Genomic DNA, 14,399 nt, shown 5'->3' with positions numbered 1-14,399 from the left:
TTTAGTGGTGCAGGCTTGACCAAGTCAATAGTGTGTTGCCGGCCATAGCAAGCCTCCAGTTCCCCTTTGAGCTCAAGAGAGACCAGACAGAGGCGGCAGAGGCGTGGATGCAGAACGGCCGCAGAGGCTCGGTGATATTTAGCACCGGCACTGGCAAGACAGAGATTGCGTGGGAGTGCGCAAGGCAGGCGGCCATCCAGTCGGGCAAAAAGAGATATGCCATCTTGTTTATCGTGCCAAGGATTGTGCTCATCAGCCAGAACGTCAGGCGCCTCCTCAGCTACGGCATCGACGAGGGCGCGATCGGCACCTATTACGGCGAGCGCAAGGACGCCAGCAGGGAGATAACGATAAGCACTTACCAGAGCGTCATCAACAACTTTGACCTTGTCAGGCAGGCAGACATGGTGGTGCTTGACGAGGTCCACCTGGTTAGCGAGACTGCTGTAGAATTTGACAGGATATTTGACGTAATCGTTGAAGACCCGGGCAAGGCAATACTTGGGCTGACTGCAACCATAGACGAGCGCGACCCGCGCTACGGTACGATACTTGTGGTCGCCCCGCCCGTGAAAAAATACATGATAAAAGACGCCGTGTCAGATGGCAGGCTTGCAAGGCCAGTCGTAAAGGAAGTCGAGGTGAAATTTACAGACGAGGAGCAAAAGATCTACGACGAGGCAACCGGCGCGATAAAGGAAATCTCAAGGAAACTGCAGGTGTACGACCCGGCAAGGATGACAAAGGTGCTTATGCGCGGAGGAGCCCGGGCGTCCTTGGCAAAGCAGTGGTTTGCGATGGTGCGCAAGCGAAAAGAGCTTCTCAGCTCCACAAAGCAAAAGCTGTACGCCACGGTAGACATTGTCAAGCAGCATCCAAAGGAGCGCATAATGATATTTAGCGAGACTGTCGACTCGATACAGCAGCTGCGCGACATGCTCGAGTCGTCGGGAATCCCGGCAAGGACAATACACAACGGCGTGCCGAGGTACGAGCGCGAGGAGATCCTTGGCAGCTGGGGCAAGGACTATTACCCACTCTTGTCGGTGCACACGCTTGAGATAGGCTACGACGTGCCGCAGGTCGGCATCGCCATAATCCTTGCAAGTGCCGCAAACGCAAACCGCGTGGCGCAGAGGATAGGCAGGGTGGTGAGAAAGGCAGAAGGCAAGGACCATGCGCTTGTCTACGTCGTGCACGTCAGGGACACGAAGGACAAGAATATTGTCAAGATGGTAAATGCCGCAATTGAAAAATCATCATTAAGTGAAGAGAGCAGGTCAGCAAGGACGCCCCGGGACAGCGGCAAAAGGCCTGCGCGCGGGCAAAGGACGATACTCTAGCTGCTAGATATGCCGGCCATCCCCTTTGCCAGCATCTCGCCCACTTTTTCCAGGTACAAGTCTATGTCCATCTCTACCACCCGGCCGGCGTCGATGTTGATGATGTAGACCATGTGGAGGTGCGCGTTAAGGATCTCTTCTTCGCCGATTGGAGGGTTTGAATAGTACCTGTCGCACAGCGCCTTGACCTCCTTTACCTCCTCGGCAGTCCTGTCCCGGGGCGGCCGCCTGAACAGGTTTGGTATCGGCAGTATGCTGACGGGAGGGGTCGCAAGGACGAACTTGTTTGAGTGCTTGCTGTACCGTGCAATCTTGCTTGCAATCCTTGCAGCGTAATATGACAAGGGGTCAAGCGCGTGCTCTGGCGGGATAAAGCCGGTCTCTATCTCTACGAGGGCCACGCCATCGCCCTTGGTCGCATAGACGTCGCAGACCAGGATGTCGGTCAGCTGCTTTTCGACGTCCACAGAGTAGCCGTCGCGGATAAGGTGCTTGGCGCACACCAGCTCCATCGCCGAGTGGTTTATCTTGACCAGGTTTCTCTGATAGAGCCCTATCAGCCTGCTCCTGACAAAGTCGAGTCGCTGGATGTTTTCTTGTGGCTCGCCGGCGGCCATTCTGTCTGCAAGGGACGTGACGTCGGCTACAAAGCTCTCTAGGTCCAACCTTCACTAGCAAGTTGGTGTGCTGCACCTTAAAGATTATGCGGGTGGCTATCATGGCGCGCGCAGGTGCAGGAAAATAGGTTTAAAAAGCCGAGGTTTTGAACTACGGATGGCCATGTGCGCTCATCACGAAAAACCCGAGGGAGGATACCACATGACAGCGGTAGCGGCGTGCATACTTGTAATGGGCATTTCTCTTGCAATAGTCATTCTCCTGTGGGCATGGTTTGGCCATATCGGTCCCAAGTTTTCTGACGAGGTGATGCGCCAGCAGCAGGAAACCCTGAGAGCGCAGTACGGTTTTGAGCCGCTGCCCAAGATTACGGAGGAAGACGCAAAAATCCCGCCGTCCCTTAGAAACCTCAATAGCAACTAGAGCAGATCTTCGTCTATAGTCTCTATCTTGTCCACGTACTGCGTGCAGTCGCATCCGGGCACCAGGCATTTGCCGACCCGCAGTATAGAGCTGGCCCTCGGAGAGTTCTTTTCGTGGGCCTGGTACGTATGGTGGCACTGCAGACAGTTCATCATCATCTTATTCTTCATTGTCAGGACACGGCCGGGCAAAATAAACGATCTGCTTGCAAAAAGATTATACATGATCTAGCCCGCACGCAGTTACGTTCACCACATGAACAACGACCACTACTACTATTATGAGAGTTACATAAGGCGCTACAAGGCAAAGACAGGCAAGTCAAGGCGCCTTTACTCAAGGTCAGAAAAGCTGTTTCCGGGAGGCATCAGCCACAACATCCGCTATTTCGAGCCGTACCCGTTCTTTGTGAACGCGGCAAGGGGCAAGACCCTCTTTGACGTCGACGGCAACAAGTACACTGACTATTGGATGGGCCACTGGGCCCTCATCCTTGGCCACTCGCCGCCGCCCGTTGCCTCTGCGCTTGCAAAGCAGGCAAAAAACGGCACCCTGTACGGCGTTGTAAACGACGTGTCCGTGGAGCTGGCAGAGGCCATCCAAAAGCTGATGCCAAGGGCGGAGATGATGCGCTTTAGCAGCACCGGCTCTGAAGCCACGATGTACGCAGTCAGGCTTGCCCGCGCAAAGACTGGAAGGCGCGTAATCGCCAAGGCGATAGGAGGCTGGCACGGCTTTAACACCACCCTGATGCAGACTGTCAACTTTCCCTTTGAAGCAGAAGAGGGACCGGGGCTCGTACAGGACGAGGGCCAGTACGTCGAGTCCGTGCCGTTTAATGACCTTGAAGCGTCGCTCAAGGTTCTGGAGACTATAAAGGACGACCTTGCGTGCGTCATAATAGAGCCGGTCCTTGGAGGAGCAGGCTGCATACCGCCGGCAAAAGGCTACCTTGAAGGGTTGCAGGAATTTTGCAAGAAAAACGGCGCACTTTTCATCCTGGACGAGATAGTGACTGGATTCAGGCTTTCGCTGCACGGCGCGCAGGGCACGTACGGGCTTGAGCCGGACCTGTTCACGCTGGGCAAGATCTGCGGAGGCGGAATGCCAATCGGGGTCGTGTGCGGAGACAAGGACATCATGTCGCTTGCCGACCCTGTTTCAATAAGGGAAAAGGAGGCGCGCTGCGCAATCGGCGGGGGAACGTTCTCGGCAAACCCTGCCACGATGGCCGCCGGCCTTGCCACGCTTGATTTCTTGAAGAAAAACGAGCGCAAGGTATATGGCAAGGTAGACAGGCTGGGCGAGATGGCAAGAAAGGGCCTTGCCAAGATATTTGCAGATGCTGGCGTCCCGTGCAGGGTTACTGGCACCAATTCAATTTTCCTGACGCATTTTGTAAAGGAGGGGACAGCAGACGTCGAAAACGCGACAGACGTTGCAACGTCTGACAAGGGCAAGCTGGTGAAATACCACACGGCACTCATGGCAGAGCACGGCGTATTCTTTTTGCCGACCAAGATGGGAGCCATCTCGTACGCGCACGACGAAGCAGACGTAAAGAAGCTCTTGGAAGCGACAGAGAAAATCGCCAGCTCAGGCCTTTTGAAATAGCAGCAGGCTCTTTAGCAGCAGGTTCCTTGGCGGATGCAGGAACCATCCTTTTTTGTTGTCGTTGTTGTCGTCGTCTTCTTTTATTGCGTTGGCAGTGCAGGAAAACACGACAAAGTTTGCCCGCAGCGACTGCTGCTTGCCGGACTTTAGCATCATGCGCTCAATTCCAGCGATTCCCTCAATTTGCGCTTGCACGCCTATTGACTTCAGGTGCAGGGAAACCGCTTTTTTATAGTCCGTGCCCCTTTCGGGCACGACTGCGGGCAGCATCCATGACGAAGAGCTTTCCATTCTTACAAACAGCGTCTTTCTACCATCTCTGACAACTGCAACTGCCGCCTTTAGCACAAACTGCCCGCCGGACATGCGCTTGAACTCGGCAAACGCCTTTGGAGACAGGCGCACTGTTTTTCTGCCCGACGCAAGCTTGCCCCCAATCTTGCGGTAGTTTCCCCGCGTGTATATCAGAGGGGATTTCTTTTCGTCAAACGTTGCAGAAATGGCCTCTCCAACTACCATCACGTGGTCGCCCATTTCCTGCACCGACATAACCTTGCACTCGCAAGCAAGCGCGCACCCCTTTATCATGGGGACGCCCTTGCCGGCGTATGTCTGAAAAGTCTGCGGTATTGCAAGCTTGGCTATTTCTGTCCCGGAATAGCCGCCGGCGATGTTGACAATCTCTGCCTGGTCGTCTGCGGCAATGTTGACCCCAAACATGCCGTTTTCTTTTATGTTCCACAATGTCGGAGAGTCATGGATAAATATTGCAATAAGCATCGGCTCGTACGAGACCTGCATGGCCCACTCTGCCGCCATCACATTCTTGCCCGACTTGCCGTCGGTGGTCACGAGGGCGACTGAGGTTGCAAAGTAGCGATGTGCATTATCCTGTATGTCAGGCATCCCAGTATTATTGCATTGGATCTGGGCGACATAATTAATCCTTTAAAGAAAGACTTCATCTGCTGCCGGAAAACTTTAGCAAGGCCAGTGCGTACACCGCGCAGGCAAAGATGGTGACGCCCACCTTGGTGGCAAACACGATGTTTACCTGATAGAGCTGCGAGGGAAAGCCGTTTGCCACGTTGTCAGGGTCGAGCGCGGCCTCGGGCTGCTTGGACAGAATAGCGCCCCAGTACATAAAGTTGTAGAGGATTTCGTAAAAAGAAATAGCCACTATTATGAACAGGACCATTGCGTAAAAATAGCGCCAGTTGTCATCGAGGAGCTTGATCTGGTTTTTCATCAGTTCCATAAAAGAGAACCAGCCGGCAAAAACCACTATCATCAGCCAGGTAATCGGCTTTAGAAAGTACGGAAACGTTCCAGGAGGCGGGAGCTCCTCGTTTACAAATGCTTCGCCAACCGGCCCTTCGCCGGTGCCGTTTGCCGCTACATAAGCCACCAAAAACGCGATTGCTGCGATCGAGCCCAGCAGCACGTACAAAGGCAGTTTCTTTTTAGCAGCTATCTGCAGCATTCCGTACTTGTGTGTGTTTCAAGACTCATTTTATTTATGTGTCTTGCTCATCTTTGTTCAGTAAAGTTACTTGGCATTATGGCTGCCTGCAAATATAATACATAGAATAAGACATGACTTACAAAGGGCGATTCATTGCTGGTGCAAAAAAACATTTTGGCGCTAGAAGAATTTAACATATGCAGCAATTAACTGACGCTAAAACAAATTCAGAGAAAATAAAACTGTCACATCGTCAACTGTTTTAAATTATGAATGGGGCAGCATTATAGCGAACTCTCTTCAAGTGGGGAGATTTGCTGAAGAGGCATGTCCAATGGTCCTAGAAGCAAAACAACCTCGCCCCATGTGGGAAATTCTCTTTTCTACTCATCACACTGACATTGGGCTTCTCTACATAGTTTTCTCCATCACTGCTGTTATGATCGGAGGGGCGCTTGCTATGGGCATACGCACCGAGCTGTTCCTGCCAGGCCAGCAGGTCTTTCCAGATTCGACTACCTTCCACAGGGTGTTTACCACGCACGGAATAACGATGCTCTTTTTGTGGGTACTGCCTTTTGGAGCAGGGGTGGGGAACTACCTGGTACCAATCATGGTCAGGTACAAAGACATGGCATGGCCAAAGCTCAATGCAATCGCGTTCTGGATGATACCGGTGGCGGCGGGCCTGATATGGCTCGGGTTTGCAGACACTACGTGGAATCTCTACCCGCCTTATTCTACGACCAAAGCGCCAGCACCAGCTGCAGACATGTTGATATTTGGACTAAAGATACTTGGGCTTTCGTCAATCCTCGGCTCGATAAATTTCATAGTCACGATACTAAAGATGAAGCACCCGGACCTGCCGTTGATGAAGACATCGCTGTTTGTCTGGTCCATCTTTACTGCATCTTTGATATTACTGGTCTCGCTCCCGACGTTCACCACAGCGCTCATCATGCTGTACACGGACAGGCTTGGGGTAACGGGCTTTTTTGACCCGACAAGGGGCGGAGACCCGATAGCGTACCAGCACCTGTTCTGGTTCACGTTCCACCCTGAAGTGTACGTCTTTGTGATACCCGCCATAGGCATGATGTATGAGATCATTCCCAGATTTTCAAGAAAGCCCATATTCAGCTACCAGTCGGGAGTAACCGCATTTGTACTGCTGGCCATTGTAAGCTTTGCATCGTGGGGGCACCACATGTTCTCGACAGGCGAGAGCTTTACCGAAAAGACCGTGTTCATGGTAGGAACGCTTGCAGCGGTTCCTGCGTCTGCCATGCACGTGTTCAACTGGATAGCTACGATGTGGGGAGGCAGGGTAAGTTTCAAATCCCCGATGGCATACGTGGTCGGCGGGATAGTAACGTTCTACTTGGCCGGAGCCGGAGGCGTTGTAAACACCGCCATGCCGCTTGACTTTATCACGCACGACACCTACTGGGTAGTTGGGCACATGCACCTCTTTTTGATGGGGATCATCACTTTTGCCTTCATTGCGTTCATCTACTACCTGTTCCCCATGATGACCGGCAGGATGTATAACGAAAAGGCGGCAATGATACAGTTCTGGCTCCTGTTTGTCGGGGTGTCGCTTACTTTTATAACGCAACACCTCATGGGCCTGTACGGGCAGCCAAGGCGCGTGTTTGACTACGTGCCGACGGAGCCGCTCATCTTGATGAACCAGATCTCGACGATAGGCGCGTGGACAATCGGCACTTCGATGGTGCTGTTTATCGCAAACCTGATACACAGCGCAATGAAAGGCAGGTACGCGGACATGAACGATCCATTCCAGCTTGGAGAAGTATATTACGACTATAAAAGAAAAGAGCCGCACATTGAGCACTAATAGCAAGTTGTAAAAGCAAAAAAACCAAGGCACCAGAGGGAAAATAGAAAACGAAGAAAAGCGCGCCGGAAAAACCGGCGTGGGATGTGTTTATTTTACTGCTGCTGGATTACCTGATTCAGCCAGGCCGCGTCGTGGCCTTCTTCGTTGTTGTTGTTGCTGCTTGCAGTGACCGTTATCGGCTTTTCTTCTGCAGGCGTAGCGGTTACTGGCTCTCCGTGAGAGTCTGCCGTGGTACTAGAGTGCGAAGCTGGCTCGGCAGTCGTGGCGGTGGCTGGCACCGAATCCACTGTAGGAGCTGTCGGTGTTGTTGTTGCCGCTGAATCGGTCGTTATGTTGTCGATTGTCAGCCCTGACAGCTTGGCCCTCACGTTTCCAATCTCGGTCCTTTCGTTGTTGATGTGCTCGACCAGCTCGTCGGTGTTTATCTTGACCTGCTGGTACGTCTCTTCCTTCATCTCGTTGCTCCTGAACTGGAGCTTGGCGTCAAAGAGCACTGCCTTGACCTGCTTGGCCTCTGCGTCAAGCTCTGCAAGACGCGCCGCCAGCTTGTCGCCGACTGCCTTTTCGGCCTCATTGAGCTCGTTCAGCTTTTTCTCGTATTTTATCGACACAAGCTCTGCATCCTCCTTCATGCCGTCGTTTTCTGCGACAATCTCATGAAGTGCCTTTATCCTCTTGAGCGTGAGCGACTTTTGCCTGATGAGTTTCTGCGCTTCAAGCCTCCACTTTGGAATAAAGAACACGAAATCGCCCTGGACCACCAGCTGCTCGTACGGGAGCTGCTTGATGCCTGCAGAGCCGCAGTCCACGCCGACGCTTTCGATCTCGCCGTCGATTTCTGTGATTATGCCTACTACTTTTCCGATGAATGTCCCATAGATGTCCTTGACTTGCTTGCCTACGAATGCGAGCTTTTCTTCGCTCATGCGCAATTGTTTGTAAGTAGGTATAATGATGACGGTGTCAAAATTGTTGCATTATTTTGTCAGCAGGCGTTTTACCGGACTTTACGGAATTGCGCTTGAATTTGACATTATACAAAAAAGGAGAAAAAGGAGAAAAAGGAGAGAAGGCCAAAAGGCCTTTCTGGAGTATGCGACGTACTTAGCGTGTGAACTGCTGCTGTGACTGTGTGTAGAATGCGGTCCACGCCTTGGCTACGTTGGTGCCAAAGTCGGTGACTGCGTCTATTGACCTGTTGTAGATCTTTAGGTTCTCCCTTGCGGCGTCCAGCGCGTTGATGGTCAGCTGGTTGTTGATGCCTACCGCCCTGATCGTGTTATTGGTTATCTCGTTTGCCTGCTTCACAAAGAGGTCTGCATACGGAGTTGCCGGGATATTCACGTTGCTTGCCACCTGCTTTTGTACAGAGAATGCTGTCTGAATCACGTTCTTGGTTGTCTGGATGTAGTCCAGCTGGAGGTTAGAGATTGATTGTAAATACTGCGGCTGAACCTTTGCGATCTCGTCTACTGTGCGTATATAGTTGTCCTTTACTGCTTCTATCACTTCTGCTCTGCTTGTCGCCGTTGTTGCGTCTTCCTTGGATGACTTGCTTGTATCGACCATTTCGATTACCGTATAATGGTATTACATGGTAATATATAAAGATTGGTCAGCAATGGTAGTTATTGGCATATATTACCATACAAAGCCATTCACTGTCTTTCAGATTCCTGCCTCTTTTTCTCGGTGCGCTTTTCGGCGTCAAAGCGCTCCAGCTGGTATGAATTCATGTCTGCAAACTTGATCCCCTCCGCAAGGACGGGGTGGGCTTTTTGCAGCTGCCTGTACATTTCCTGGCAGACCTGTCGATAGTCAGGGTGGCCCTGCGGCACTGTACGAAGCTCGACCATGTGGCAGGCCTCGCGCAGGTTCATCTTCATAAAGTAGGGATAGCGGTACGCGAAATTGACGACGTACTGCGCCTCCTCCGGCATCTCTTTTGCAATCGCCTCGTAGGCATCTTTTGACGCAGACATGCACTCTTGAAACTCTTTGCCAAGGCCGGCTTCTTTGATTTCCCCGGGCATGTCATAGCCGTGCCTCGTAGACAGCAATTGCCGCTCAAGCGTGAGCACACGGTGGCGGTGCAGGTCGCGGAACATGCCAAAGTTGGTGAACAGTTCAAAGATACAGTCAACCATCTCAAAGGCCCGGCCGGGCCTCTGCCGGCGATTCTCTCGGTATCGAGTATATGCGCGGATTATGCCGTGCCTGTCCTGCGACGGCATGGACTTGACGTACCTCATTACTTTTTCAAGGGGCCTGCCGTCAGCCTGCTCGTACAGGATGGCAGAGGCCACCTTGACTTCGGCGGCAAAGTTGTCCTCCGGCTCTAGCAGCCGGACCTTTTCAGGGCTTGACTCTGAGTTCATTCCGGACAGGTGCTTTTTTGCAAGGTCCCGCACCGCGTTCTCCGTCTTTGCAAAATAAGCCTGCATGGCCTGGCCGTACTTGTCGTTTGCGCGCCGGACAAACGATGGTATTACGCCGTTAAGTTCAGAGAACAGCTGCTCGCCAAGTGAGCGCAGCTCTGAAAGGCGCGAGCCGTGCATTATCGTGAGAAGGTATTCAAACGCCCTGCCGTTGCCGGTTATGCCGACGTTTGTCAGGGTGGAGGCAGGCAGGAGGCCGCGCAAAAGGTCAAGCGCCTTGGCCCTTATCGTAGCCCGGTATATGCGCTGCGCGGCGTCGATGTCCTTTTGCTCCCGTAGGCCGCCAAACTGCCTTTCCTTTTGCAACGAAGAATCAAAGAACGAGAACTTGTCTATCGGCTCTTGCTCTTCGAGGAAATTTGTCATGGCTAGCAGGCTCTTGCTATAAGTATCGAAGGCAAGGTCGCATGCCGCAAGGTAGTGGTCCGCATGTCTTGACGACATTATGCGGCCTTCCCGCAGATAGCGATACATGCCGCCGGCGACCTTTTTGTCAAACGGGACATAGCGAGACGATTTTTCCAGGTACGAAAGCCCGATCCTGCGGTCCTCTATCTTTTTTGCGGCAATGTTTGATATGCCTTCAAGGGCCACTTGCGCCTCGCCAAGCTCGGCGACCGAGTCGTCGCCGTATTCAAGCAAGACCTTGCGGTAAAACTCTTCGCCCCGGTTTGGGTTCTTGGCAAACTCGTCAAGAAAGACCCGGCGCATACTCTTGTCAGTCCGGGAATACCGGGACATCAGCGCGCCCCTGTCCACCTGCCTTGGGGTAGTTACCGCAAACACCGCCCTGTCGGCGTTTGAAAAGTGGCCCGCAAGCACTGCTTTTTCTTCATCAGTAAAAGAGTCTAAAAACGCACCATGGTCATCAGCCGCCACGCCACATCACCATCTTCTCACTCATCAAGCCAAGGTCAGGCCCATTATTAAAAACCAACGTGTGCCATATCTCAAGTACCAGCCACTTTTGCTGTGATTGCCACTCGGGTAGCATAATGTTTTTAAAATCAAAGGGGAATTCATTCAGTACGCCAAACATAGAAACTGATTATACTAGCCGCTGCAAGACCATTCTTGCAGAAAACAAGCAGCTAGACCTTGTTATGGTCACGGATAAGTATGCAAACATCATGGCCAAGGCCGCGCGCCAGCTGCCGCAGAGTTCCATCCGCCAGCTCTCGCCTGAAGACATTGTCAAGACGGCGCTCCGCACAAACATTGCCAAGGGCGCCTTTAACGTCAACAGCCCGACGACAGGGATAACGTCAAACATCCACGTGCAGTACAACGCGATGGACATCATCATGTACCCGCTGGAAAACGACCTCACGCTGATTGCAATAGGCATAGTCGATCCCGGCGCAATTGCCGACATCTATTCGTCGGTTGGAAGGCATTTTCCGACTAAACTGAAAAAGGCCATAATTGTAGACGACGAAGAAGACATACGCAGCTCCATACGAGAGGTGCTCAAAAAACGCGGGTTTGACGTCGAGACTGCTGAAAGCGGCCCTGCGTGCGTCAAGGCCATAGAGAACGCCACAAGCAACGGCGCCGAGTACGGAATGGCAATCATGGACATCAGGATGCCTGGGATGGACGGCTTTGAAGCCTACAAGAAAATCCACCCGATCTCGCCTAATACCAAGGTCATATTCATCACGGCGTTTGAGTACACGCAGGAAGAGATAGCCAAAAAGGTGCAGAACAACAACGTGAAGGTTCTAAGAAAGCCGTTTACGAGGGCCGACTTACTGCAGCTCATCACCGACGAGACAAACCCGACTCCAAAAGAATAACTATATCCAGAAGACGACTTGTTTGATATCGCCAGTTCGTCGGATGTGAATTTTGAAAGACAAAACATATGATCCGGCGATAATATTTGACAGTATCCGCAGGTATAGCACACTTTACTGGTGCTTTTCTACCGCGGTCGACCTTACGCCCCTTCCGTGATGGGTCGTCTTTTCCCAAAAGACGGACTTGAAAAGCTCCTGATAAAAAGCCCGCAAAGATGCAATGGGCATCATGACATTCATGTAAAAGAACATGTGCGGCAGATACTTGAGGGTCTTCACTTCTATGCCTTCCAGCCTGGCCCCCTTTATCCAGATGTAGTAGTAAAGGCCGTTGAATCCAAGCGGTATTATAGTCCAGAAAGGGACGGTATCCGCGGTAATCAGCCGCGGGACCAATCCCGACCCTCCAAGCAGCCATAACGCGGTGATCGCGTACGCGACCAAGTTGAGCACCACTATGAGCGGGCTGACCAGCATCACAAGCGTCGAAAATATCCCTAGAAAACCCATCCTCTTTGCAACAGTCGGCTGGAGCAACAATATGCCAGAGTATTTCCAAAAGCTCTGCATCCATCCGCGGAACCACCGGGTTCTCTGCTTGAGCCATGCGTCAAACTTGACTGGCGCCTCCTCCCAGTGCCGGGCGTCAAGTGTCGAGACATTCCACCTGGCAATCCTGAGCCGTATTGCAAGTTCAGCGTCCTCTGCCAGGTTCGTCGGCTCGTACCCGCCCACGTAGCGCAACGCGGCCCTGCTAAAGTAGTTCCCCGTGCCGCCGAGGGGTGCAAACATTCCCAGGTTCGACCTGCCGTTGAGCATTATGCGAAACCATCCTGCGTACTCCATGGCAAATATCTTGGATATCCACGAGTCCTCGGTGTTGCCTATGCGCAGCATGACCTGCACCGCCTGCTTACCTCCTCCCTGTATGGCTGCGGCGGCCTTTTTGAATACGTCCCTGTCGGGAATATCCTCCACGTCCATTATCACCACGATTTCTCCGCTGCAAAGCAGCATGGCGTCGTTTAGCGCAGACGGCTTGGTGGGGAAAAACTGGCGCCGCGCAAGTACCTTGACCGCCTCTGGATGCTTTTGCTGGTACCAGAAGGCAATGCGCTCGCCTCCCTCGTCGTCTACGACTACAATTATCTCCTTTTTGTCTAAGGGGTAGTCTACATGGTAAAGGCAGGACTCGATAGTCCTCCCAAGTATCGGCTCGTTTCTTGCCGGGATTATTACGGAGATCTTTGGGTATGCTTCAAGCCTCGTGTCGAAGCTCATGGGAGGCTTTATGCCCGACATCGCAACTACGAGATGGTAGACGCCCCACGCAGTATAGATCGCAGTAATTCCCACGGCCAGCGAAAACAGAAACGCCGACGGCGCTAGCGCGGCAAAAGCTGCTAGCGCGGCCATGCACGCGATAAAGATGGCAACGCGCCTAGCCTGCAGCTTTGATTACCTCTTCAGCGACCTCGGCCGGATCCTCTCTCTTGCTGCCGGAAGAAAGAGGCACGAGTTTTATCTTCTCCGGGTTGACGATTGGCGCAAGCCTGCTGACCAAGCCTTCCGGCACGAACAAGAGCATGACGTACTTGCTGAGATCCGCCCCCCTCAGTATCTTTTGCAGTATCTTGGCATCAAACCCGGATTCATCCAAAATAAAATCCACGATGACAGGAGCCTTTGCCGTCCTTACTACAAGCGGTATTATGTGGGTGACGCCGCTACCTCCCCTTATCTTGCAGAGGACCTGGGCTTCGAGGCCCCTGCCCGTGAGCGCCTGTTGAACCGAGGTGAAGTACTCTGTCACCTCTGCAAAGTTTCGTATTTCGTCATTGATCCTGTATATAGGAAAATGCTGGAGGTCGATTTCGTCTACCTTCAGCTCGTGGCCGTTGTGACACACTGCGATCACAAGAGGGTACTGGAAAACCCTTCCACAGTCACGGCACTTGAATCCTATGCCGGGCTTGCCGTACTCTATTCCTACGCGTTTCATCTGCTTTGAACACTTGGGGCATACGTACTCGCTGTCCTTTTGAGAGACAAACTCTTCCACAGGCCCGGAGTATTCGCAGCTATAGTGTATCATTATCTCTGATCTTGCGAGAGAGGGCCTCTTGCAGTCGGGGCAAGAGAGCCTCAGCGACAGAAGCAGACTCTTGCATCTGGGACATGCAGAGTAGGACTTGGAACCTGTCACAGACAGCAATTTTTCTTGTTCATAGTTCCTTATCCTTTCAAAGGAAAGGTCAGCGTTCTCTATTTCGTAGATTATGCCTATGCCGTGTCTGAACTGGGGCGGGATGTCCTCCCTGTGCTTCTTTGCATAAGATGCCAGAAACGCAAGCGTGCTGTCATCCTTGAGATCTATTATGCTTCTACTATTATTATTATTATTATCAAGTTCCATGCCGCTCATTTAGCCCTCCTCTCGATGGACTTTAGCACATCCACAAGGCCCTGTTTCGCAGCGGTGTCTGAATTCGAGGCTTTTATTTCTGATATGATGGCGCTCTCTATAAGGGCGGCCCCGTTGCCAAAAATGTCATGGAGTGCATCAACGAATTCCTCTGGCTTGTCTAGTATTTCGTCACGTCTTACGCCTACGTTTTCAAGATGGTAGTAGAAAACTTCGGTTTCGGTAAACAAGAATTCCCGCAACTTCTCTTGGATCCTGGATACAACTTGATTCCTGTCATCGTACGCTGACAATTAATCAAAATCTCCTCCCTCGTTTTCTTTCTGTACTATCATCGTTACATGGCGAGAAGAAGCAAGACCTATGCGCTCTAGCGCGTACAACTAGTGTTTCTTGTAGGTAAT

15 protein-coding genes are annotated in these 14,399 nt (G+C 52.2%); 5 read left to right on the top strand and 10 right to left on the bottom strand.

Annotation, left to right across the window (positions count from 1 at the left end; translation table 11 throughout):
- Window positions 1–32 precede the first annotated feature (32 nt).
- Window positions 33–1,343 carry a DEAD/DEAH box helicase gene (locus NTE_RS06470; RefSeq protein WP_226987214.1) on the top strand — a complete coding sequence of 437 codons (1,311 nt, stop codon included), beginning with the start codon at window positions 33–35 and terminating at the stop codon, window positions 1,341–1,343.
- On the opposite strand, the gene NTE_RS06465 is transcribed toward NTE_RS06470, so the two are convergent.
- On the bottom strand, window positions 1,340–2,008 hold the full coding sequence (locus NTE_RS06465) for a hypothetical protein (RefSeq protein ID WP_148700276.1): 669 nt from the start codon (window positions 2,006–2,008) through the stop codon (window positions 1,340–1,342). The genes NTE_RS06470 and NTE_RS06465 overlap by 4 nt on opposite strands.
- 154 nt (window positions 2,009–2,162) lie before the next feature.
- On the opposite strand from NTE_RS06465, the gene NTE_RS06460 reads away from it, so the two are divergent.
- Entirely contained in the window at window positions 2,163–2,384 is a 222-nt protein-coding gene (locus NTE_RS06460; RefSeq protein WP_148700275.1) for a hypothetical protein, read from the top strand.
- Here the strand turns inward: NTE_RS06460 and NTE_RS16445 are convergent.
- Entirely contained in the window at window positions 2,381–2,542 is a 162-nt protein-coding gene (locus NTE_RS16445; protein ID WP_158385203.1) for a hypothetical protein, read from the bottom strand. The two genes, NTE_RS06460 and NTE_RS16445, sit on opposite strands and share 4 nt — an antisense overlap.
- A gap of 97 nt (window positions 2,543–2,639) precedes the next feature.
- On the opposite strand from NTE_RS16445, the gene NTE_RS06455 reads away from it, so the two are divergent.
- Window positions 2,640–3,998 carry an aspartate aminotransferase family protein gene (locus tag NTE_RS06455; RefSeq protein WP_148700274.1) on the top strand — a complete coding sequence of 453 codons (1,359 nt, stop codon included), beginning with the start codon at window positions 2,640–2,642 and terminating at the stop codon, window positions 3,996–3,998.
- On the opposite strand, the gene NTE_RS06450 is transcribed toward NTE_RS06455, so the two are convergent.
- Together NTE_RS06450 and NTE_RS06445 are read right to left on the bottom strand one after the other, a co-directional pair.
- Window positions 3,981–4,904 carry a flavin reductase family protein gene (locus NTE_RS06450; RefSeq protein WP_148700273.1) on the bottom strand — a complete coding sequence of 308 codons (924 nt, stop codon included), beginning with the start codon at window positions 4,902–4,904 and terminating at the stop codon, window positions 3,981–3,983. The genes NTE_RS06455 and NTE_RS06450 overlap by 18 nt on opposite strands.
- A gap of 55 nt (window positions 4,905–4,959) precedes the next feature.
- Window positions 4,960–5,481 carry a hypothetical protein gene (locus NTE_RS06445; protein ID WP_148700272.1) on the bottom strand — a complete coding sequence of 174 codons (522 nt, stop codon included), beginning with the start codon at window positions 5,479–5,481 and terminating at the stop codon, window positions 4,960–4,962.
- Window positions 5,482–5,797: 316 nt separating this feature from the next.
- Here NTE_RS06445 and NTE_RS06440 point away from each other — a divergent pair, with 316 nt between their 5' ends.
- Window positions 5,798–7,327: a cytochrome c oxidase subunit I gene (locus tag NTE_RS06440; RefSeq protein ID WP_148700271.1), complete on the top strand. Its 1,530-nt coding sequence runs from the start codon at window positions 5,798–5,800 to the stop codon at window positions 7,325–7,327.
- A gap of 95 nt (window positions 7,328–7,422) precedes the next feature.
- On the opposite strand, the gene NTE_RS06435 is transcribed toward NTE_RS06440, so the two are convergent.
- The 3 genes from NTE_RS06435 to NTE_RS06425 form a co-directional block, all read right to left on the bottom strand.
- Entirely contained in the window at window positions 7,423–8,256 is an 834-nt protein-coding gene (locus tag NTE_RS06435; protein WP_148700270.1) for a CdvA-like protein, read from the bottom strand.
- A gap of 178 nt (window positions 8,257–8,434) precedes the next feature.
- Window positions 8,435–8,899: a hypothetical protein gene (locus NTE_RS06430; protein WP_148700269.1), complete on the bottom strand. Its 465-nt coding sequence runs from the start codon at window positions 8,897–8,899 to the stop codon at window positions 8,435–8,437.
- Window positions 8,900–8,988: 89 nt separating this feature from the next.
- The gene (locus NTE_RS06425; protein ID WP_148700268.1) at window positions 8,989–10,647 is read right to left on the bottom strand and encodes an FAD-dependent thymidylate synthase; all 1,659 of its coding nucleotides are present in this window, start codon (window positions 10,645–10,647) and stop codon (window positions 8,989–8,991) included.
- 224 nt (window positions 10,648–10,871) lie between these two features.
- On the opposite strand from NTE_RS06425, the gene NTE_RS06420 reads away from it, so the two are divergent.
- A complete protein-coding gene (locus tag NTE_RS06420) occupies window positions 10,872–11,567 on the top strand; it encodes a response regulator (RefSeq protein WP_158385201.1) in 696 nt (231 codons plus the stop codon).
- 114 nt (window positions 11,568–11,681) lie between these two features.
- Here the strand turns inward: NTE_RS06420 and NTE_RS06415 are convergent, their stop codons facing one another.
- The 3 genes from NTE_RS06415 to NTE_RS06405 are packed head-to-tail and all read right to left on the bottom strand — an operon-like array spanning window position 11,682 to window position 14,288.
- Window positions 11,682–12,986 carry a glycosyltransferase gene (locus NTE_RS06415; RefSeq protein WP_148700266.1) on the bottom strand — a complete coding sequence of 435 codons (1,305 nt, stop codon included), beginning with the start codon at window positions 12,984–12,986 and terminating at the stop codon, window positions 11,682–11,684.
- A gap of 25 nt (window positions 12,987–13,011) precedes the next feature.
- A complete protein-coding gene (locus tag NTE_RS06410) occupies window positions 13,012–13,995 on the bottom strand; it encodes a TackOD1 domain-containing metal-binding protein (protein WP_148700265.1) in 984 nt (327 codons plus the stop codon).
- On the bottom strand, window positions 13,992–14,288 hold the full coding sequence (locus NTE_RS06405) for a NitrOD5 domain-containing protein (protein WP_148700264.1): 297 nt from the start codon (window positions 14,286–14,288) through the stop codon (window positions 13,992–13,994). Before NTE_RS06405 ends, NTE_RS06410 begins: the two co-directional genes overlap by 4 nt.
- Between the last annotated feature and the right edge of the window lie 111 nt (window positions 14,289–14,399).

The organism is Candidatus Nitrososphaera evergladensis SR1 (assembly GCF_000730285.1).
GTDB classification, from domain to species: Archaea; Thermoproteota; Nitrososphaeria; order Nitrososphaerales; family Nitrososphaeraceae; genus Nitrososphaera; species Nitrososphaera evergladensis.
The sequence above is the reverse complement of the archived record's forward strand: the minus strand, read 5'-3'. Positions and strand labels throughout refer to the sequence as shown.